This window comes from Hydrogenophaga sp. (assembly GCF_041633695.1).
Taxonomy (GTDB): domain Bacteria; phylum Pseudomonadota; class Gammaproteobacteria; order Burkholderiales; family Burkholderiaceae_C; genus Hydrogenophaga.
In genome coordinates this window covers 1-4701 of the sequence record NZ_JBFJMY010000330.1, presented here as the reverse complement: position 1 = coordinate 4701, position 4701 = coordinate 1, and the positions used below count along the sequence as shown (strand labels likewise).

At 64.6% G+C, this 4701-nt stretch carries 6 protein-coding genes; 2 read left to right on the top strand and 4 right to left on the bottom strand.

Annotated features, from left to right (window positions below; genetic code table 11):
* Nucleotides 1-3 precede the first annotated feature (3 nt).
* The gene (locus ABYB95_RS17230) at nt 4-408 is read right to left on the bottom strand and encodes a RidA family protein (protein WP_372659784.1); all 405 of its coding nucleotides are present in this window, start codon (nt 406-408) and stop codon (nt 4-6) included.
* A 178-nt stretch (nt 409-586) separates the two neighbouring features.
* Here ABYB95_RS17230 and ABYB95_RS17225 point away from each other — a divergent pair, with 178 nt between their 5' ends.
* Together ABYB95_RS17225 and ABYB95_RS17220 are read left to right on the top strand one after the other, a co-directional pair.
* Nucleotides 587-1513 (top strand): LysR substrate-binding domain-containing protein, encoded by a 927-nt coding sequence (locus tag ABYB95_RS17225; protein ID WP_372659783.1) that lies wholly within the window; start codon nt 587-589, stop codon nt 1511-1513.
* Between the two features lie 133 nt (nt 1514-1646).
* The gene (locus ABYB95_RS17220) at nt 1647-2693 is read left to right on the top strand and encodes a homocysteine S-methyltransferase family protein (RefSeq protein WP_372659782.1); all 1047 of its coding nucleotides are present in this window, start codon (nt 1647-1649) and stop codon (nt 2691-2693) included.
* A 47-nt stretch (nt 2694-2740) separates the two neighbouring features.
* Here ABYB95_RS17220 and ABYB95_RS17215 read toward each other — a convergent pair whose 3' ends face one another.
* From ABYB95_RS17215 to ABYB95_RS17205, 3 genes are all read right to left on the bottom strand, one after another.
* Nucleotides 2741-3469: a hypothetical protein gene (locus tag ABYB95_RS17215; protein WP_372659781.1), complete on the bottom strand. Its 729-nt coding sequence runs from the start codon at nt 3467-3469 to the stop codon at nt 2741-2743.
* A 260-nt stretch (nt 3470-3729) separates the two neighbouring features.
* Nucleotides 3730-4395 (bottom strand): cyclic nucleotide-binding domain-containing protein, encoded by a 666-nt coding sequence (locus ABYB95_RS17210; protein WP_372659780.1) that lies wholly within the window; start codon nt 4393-4395, stop codon nt 3730-3732.
* 76 nt (nt 4396-4471) lie between these two features.
* Nucleotides 4472-4701, bottom strand: a 230-nt coding sequence (locus ABYB95_RS17205) for a pirin-like C-terminal cupin domain-containing protein (RefSeq protein ID WP_372659779.1), incomplete at its 5' end; no start/stop codon positions are given.

Below are 4701 nucleotides of genomic sequence, written 5' to 3'. Positions count from 1 at the left end.
CGATCAGCCCACGGCGCTCTCCGGGATTTTGGCGATCACCTTGATTTCAAAGTCGAAGCCATACAGCCAGGTCACGCCAATACCGGTCAGGGTCGGGTAGGGGGCATCGCCCCAGTTTTCGCCGACCACGTTCCAGATGCGTTCGAATTTCGATTCGGGGTCGACGATGAACACGGTCACATCGACCACATCCTTAAACGTACAACCAGCGGCTTCCAGGATGGCGTTGAGGTTGGCGAAGGCGAGTGTCACCTGCGCCTCCAGATCGGGTTCGGGCGAGCCATCGGGGCGGCTGCCCACCTGGCCGGAAACGAACAGAAAGCCGTTGGAGCGGATCGCTGGCGAATACCGGTTCTTTTCATACAGCGCCTGGCGCCCGGCGGGAAAAACAACATCGCGTGCAGACATGGGGGTCCTTATTTCTTGAACAACAACAGGGGGTGAAACGCAGGGAAGGGACGGCACGGCGTGCCGGCACCCGCCGCAGTGCAGGGACTTTAGGTGCCCGGCGCAGGAAGATAAACAGGCCCATCGCACAATGACTGTTTGGGCAAGCCAAACAATCTGCCCGCAGTCAGGAGTTGAGATGGACCGTTTTGATGCGATGCAAACCTTTGCGCGCGTGGTGGAAGCCGGCAGCTTCACCAAGGCCGCGCAGACGCTGCAGATGAGCCGGACCACCGCCACCCAACTGGTGCAGCAACTGGAGGCACGCCTGCGCGTGAAGTTGCTGCACCGAACCACCCGCACGGTGCGCGTGACCGAAGACGGGGCGGCCTACTACGAGCGCGTGGTGCGCTTGCTGGCCGATCTGGAAGACGCCGACACCAGCCTGTCCGGCGCATCGACCGCGCCCAAGGGCCGCCTTCGGGTGGACGTGCCCAGCCCGATGGCCCGGCTGATTCTGGTGCCTGCGCTACCGGCGTTCCACGCCCGCTATCCCGACATCCAGCTGGACATGGGCGTGAGCGATCGCGTGGTGAATGTGATCGGCGACAACGTCGATTGCGTCTTGCGCGGCGGTGAACTCGCCGACTCTTCGCTGATGGCCCGGCGGGTGGGCGAACTGCCGTTTGGCGTTTACGCCGCGCCCAGCTATCTGGCGCGCGCCGGTGCGCCTGCCCACCCGAGCGATCTGGAGAACACCCACCACCGCAGCGTGGGTTTTCTGCGCGCGCGCAACGGCAAGGCGGCCCCCATGGTCATGCAGCGCGGCGGTGAGCGGCTGGAAGTGCAAGGCCGCTATGTGGTCGCGGTGGACGACGGCAATGCCTACCTCGCCGCCGGGCTGGTGGGCATGGGTGTGCTGTGTCTGCCCTGCTACATGGCCGAGGCGCACCTCGCCAGCGGCGAGCTGGTGCCGCTGTTGGAGGGGTGGCACGTCGAGGCCATGCCGATGTACGTGGTGTTCCCCGCCAACCGGCATGTCAGCGCCAGGCTGCGGGCGTTCATCGACTGGGTGGTGAAACTCATGGCGGTGCACGCGCCGATGGACGCACCGCGCCCGGTGTGAACAAATCGGTATGAAGAGGTCGAATCGGTAGGGCGCTCCAAAGGCTGAGCGAGGCCGGAAAATGCGCGGCACGAGCAGAGGGCAAAGGCCATGGAGGTCCACATCCCTTTGCGGACTTCCTACAATCCACACCATGACCGCTCCAACCTACACCCGCGCCCAGGCACTGCCTGAAATCCTCAAGAACCGCATCGCCATCCTCGATGGCGCCATGGGCACCATGATCCAGCGCTTCAAGCTGGACGAAGCGGCCTACCGGGGCGAGCGCTTCAAGGACTTCCACAAAGACGTGAAGGGCAACAACGAGTTGCTGAGCCTGACCCGGCCCGACGTGATCCGCGACATCCACGAAAGTTACCTGGCCGCGGGCGCCGATCTGGTCGAGACCAACACCTTTGGCGCGACCACGATTGCGCAAGACGATTACGACATGGCCAACCTCGCCCGCGAGATGAACGTGGCCTCGGCCCGCCTCGCCCGCGAAGCCTGCGACAAATATTCCACGCCGGACAAGCCGCGCTTCGTTTGCGGCGCCTTGGGCCCCACGCCCAAAACGGCGAGCATCAGCCCCGACGTGAACGACGCCAGCCTGCGCAACGTCACGTTTGAACAATTGCGCGCCGCGTATTACGAACAGATAGAGGGGCTGGTGGAGGGTGGCTCCGACGTGCTGCTGGTCGAAACCATTTTTGACACGCTCAACGCCAAGGCCGCGCTGTTCGCCATCGACGAGTATTTTGAAAACACCGGCGAGCGCTTGCCGGTGATCATCAGCGGCACCGTGACCGACGCTTCGGGCCGCATTCTGAGCGGTCAGACCGTCACCGCCTTCTGGGCCAGCGTGCGCCACATCGAACCGCTGGCCGTGGGCCTGAACTGCGCCCTGGGCGCCACGCTGATGCGCCCCTACATCCAGGAACTGGCCAAGGTCGCGGGCGATACCTTCATCAGCTGCTACCCCAACGCCGGCCTGCCCAACCCCATGAGCGACACCGGCTTCGACGAAACGCCGGACGTGACCAGCCGCCTGCTGCGCGAGTTCGCTGCAGAAGGCCTGGTGAACATCGTGGGCGGCTGCTGTGGCACCACGCCGCAGCACATCGAAGCGATTGCCCAGAGCGTGTCGCCGCAGACGCCGCGCACCCTGGGCAAGAATGTGTTCTACAAAGAAGCGGCCTGAATAGCGACAGGCGCCCAGCCCATGGCGGGTCTGAGCGCCTTGTTGGCTTACTTGGTTTTGCCGCCGAAGTAGATATAGCCGTCGGACTTGGCGCTGTTCATCGCAAGGACCAGTACCTTTTGCGACTCCGGGTCGTACACCGCGATGCCGTTGGTCTGGGTACCGTTGCCCAGCGCGCAGCTGCTGCCGGTGAAGGTCATGGAGACGTTGAAAATGTTCTTGCCACTGGGGCGCGGCGCGACGGTTCCGGCGGCCGAACATCCCATGGAGCCGGGTGTGGACACGGCGCCTGCTGGTGAGATGGTCACGGTAATGGATTGGACCGAGCTGTTGCCCGATACGCCACTTCCGCTGTAGCTACCGGTCAGCGCAGCCAACGAAGGTGCAGTGTCGTAGTCGCTGTCGTAGGTGCCGTTCAAGGTCGTGCCGCTGGCGCTCAGGCTGATGCTGGTTTTGGCCGTAAAGCTGCCGCTGTAGCTCGCGGTGGTGACGGTGCGTGAAGGGATGTTGAAGTCCCGGCCTGAACCAGAGAGCTTTCCGCCACTGGATGTGGTGTTGCCGTACAAGGCCCCGGCGATCGAATCGCCCGACGTGTAGGCACCCCAGGTCTCGCCGTTTTCAAGAATGGCCAGAAACACTTCGGCGCCGGAAGACGCGGTTCCGCCCCAGAACCCTTCTGCAGTCGGGCCCGCAGCAGGCGCCGCGGTGTCGTCGCCACCGCCACCGCAAGCGGCCAAAAGTACGCTGACACACGCTATTGAAATGAGTTTTTTCATGGCTTTCTCCCTGGGTGTTTGTGAAATGGCGGGCCTGCTTGGCGCCGCCAAGCGCATCATAATGTAATAAAAAGTATTCGAAGAATTCCGCATGCCGGCCGAAAAGTAGGCTGTGTGGACGCCATCGGGCGTTGATCGCCCATGCGCCGCTGAGACCCATGGGGTCGTGGGTCAAGCGTTTGAGATGAGTGGCGCGCTGCGCTGGCGGGCGTAGCAGACGACGCCGTTCGGCTAACCGCTTGTGCGGCCAGGCGCGCGCTTCAGCGGTAGCGCGCGGGTGTGGGAGCCAGGGCTTCGATTTCTTGCTGCAGGGTCTGCACCAGCTGGCTGTAGAGCTTGATCTTGTCGCCGCTCTCGCGCAGCCGCTCGGCCAGGCGCTGGGCCACGGCGGTCATGAGTGTGGCGGCGGTGGTGGGTTGTTCGCGGATCAGGGTTTCCAGCGCTTCGCGGGTGAGCACGGCGCAGCGCACTTCGGTGCTGGCGGTGCAAGAGGCCGAGCGCGCCGCGCCGTCTACCAGCGCCACTTCCCCGATCAGGCTGCCCGGCCCGAGCACGTTGACGGTGATGGGACTGGTGCGGCTGGCCACCAGGCTTTCGACCGTGATTTCACCGCTGAGCACCAGCACCATGAAGCCGGTGTCGGACGCGTCGCCCTGGCGGATGATGACGTCGCCCACGCGGTACAACCAGGGGCGCATGAAGCCGACCACAGTGCTTGCCTCGGCTTCGCTGAGCTGCATCAACGCGGTGGGCGCGCGCAGCAAGCGGGCGGCGTCGCGCGCGCTGGTGGAGTCTTTCACGGCGGCTTCGCGTTCGGCCGGCAGAAGCGATTCCGGGCCTTGGCGTTCGCGCCGGGGTCCAAAGAGTTTGTCGAACAAGGCCATGCGGGGCGGTGGGGTGGTGGGTACGCGGGAGCGGTGTGTCACAAATGGCGGGTGGAAATCTCGGGCCATTGTGACGCGCTTCGGGCGGCCCGGGGCGCTGGCCCCCCGAGCCCGGGGTTCAGCCGGGCAGCGGGATGAATTCCTCTGCGTCGTCCGGTGGCATGGGAAAGCGGCCCGCTTTCCAGTCGGTCTTGGCCTGTTCGATGCGGTCCTTGCGCGACGACACGAAGTTCCAGAACAGGTGGCGCTCGCCCAGCGGCTCACCGCCAAACAGCATCACGGTGGCCGCGGTGCGCGCGTGCAGCAGCGCGTCGCGGTCGTCGCCAAACACCAGCAGTTGGCCCGGCT

Coding starts and splice junctions, on each gene's coding strand:
- ABYB95_RS17220 (WP_372659782.1), top strand. CDS start 1,647: ATGACCGCTCCAACCTACACCCGCGCCCAGGCACTGCCTGAAATCCTC.
- ABYB95_RS17230 (WP_372659784.1), bottom strand. CDS start 408: ATGTCTGCACGCGATGTTGTTTTTCCCGCCGGGCGCCAGGCGCTGTAT.
- ABYB95_RS17225 (WP_372659783.1), top strand. CDS start 587: ATGGACCGTTTTGATGCGATGCAAACCTTTGCGCGCGTGGTGGAAGCC.
- ABYB95_RS17215 (WP_372659781.1), bottom strand. CDS start 3,469: ATGAAAAAACTCATTTCAATAGCGTGTGTCAGCGTACTTTTGGCCGCT.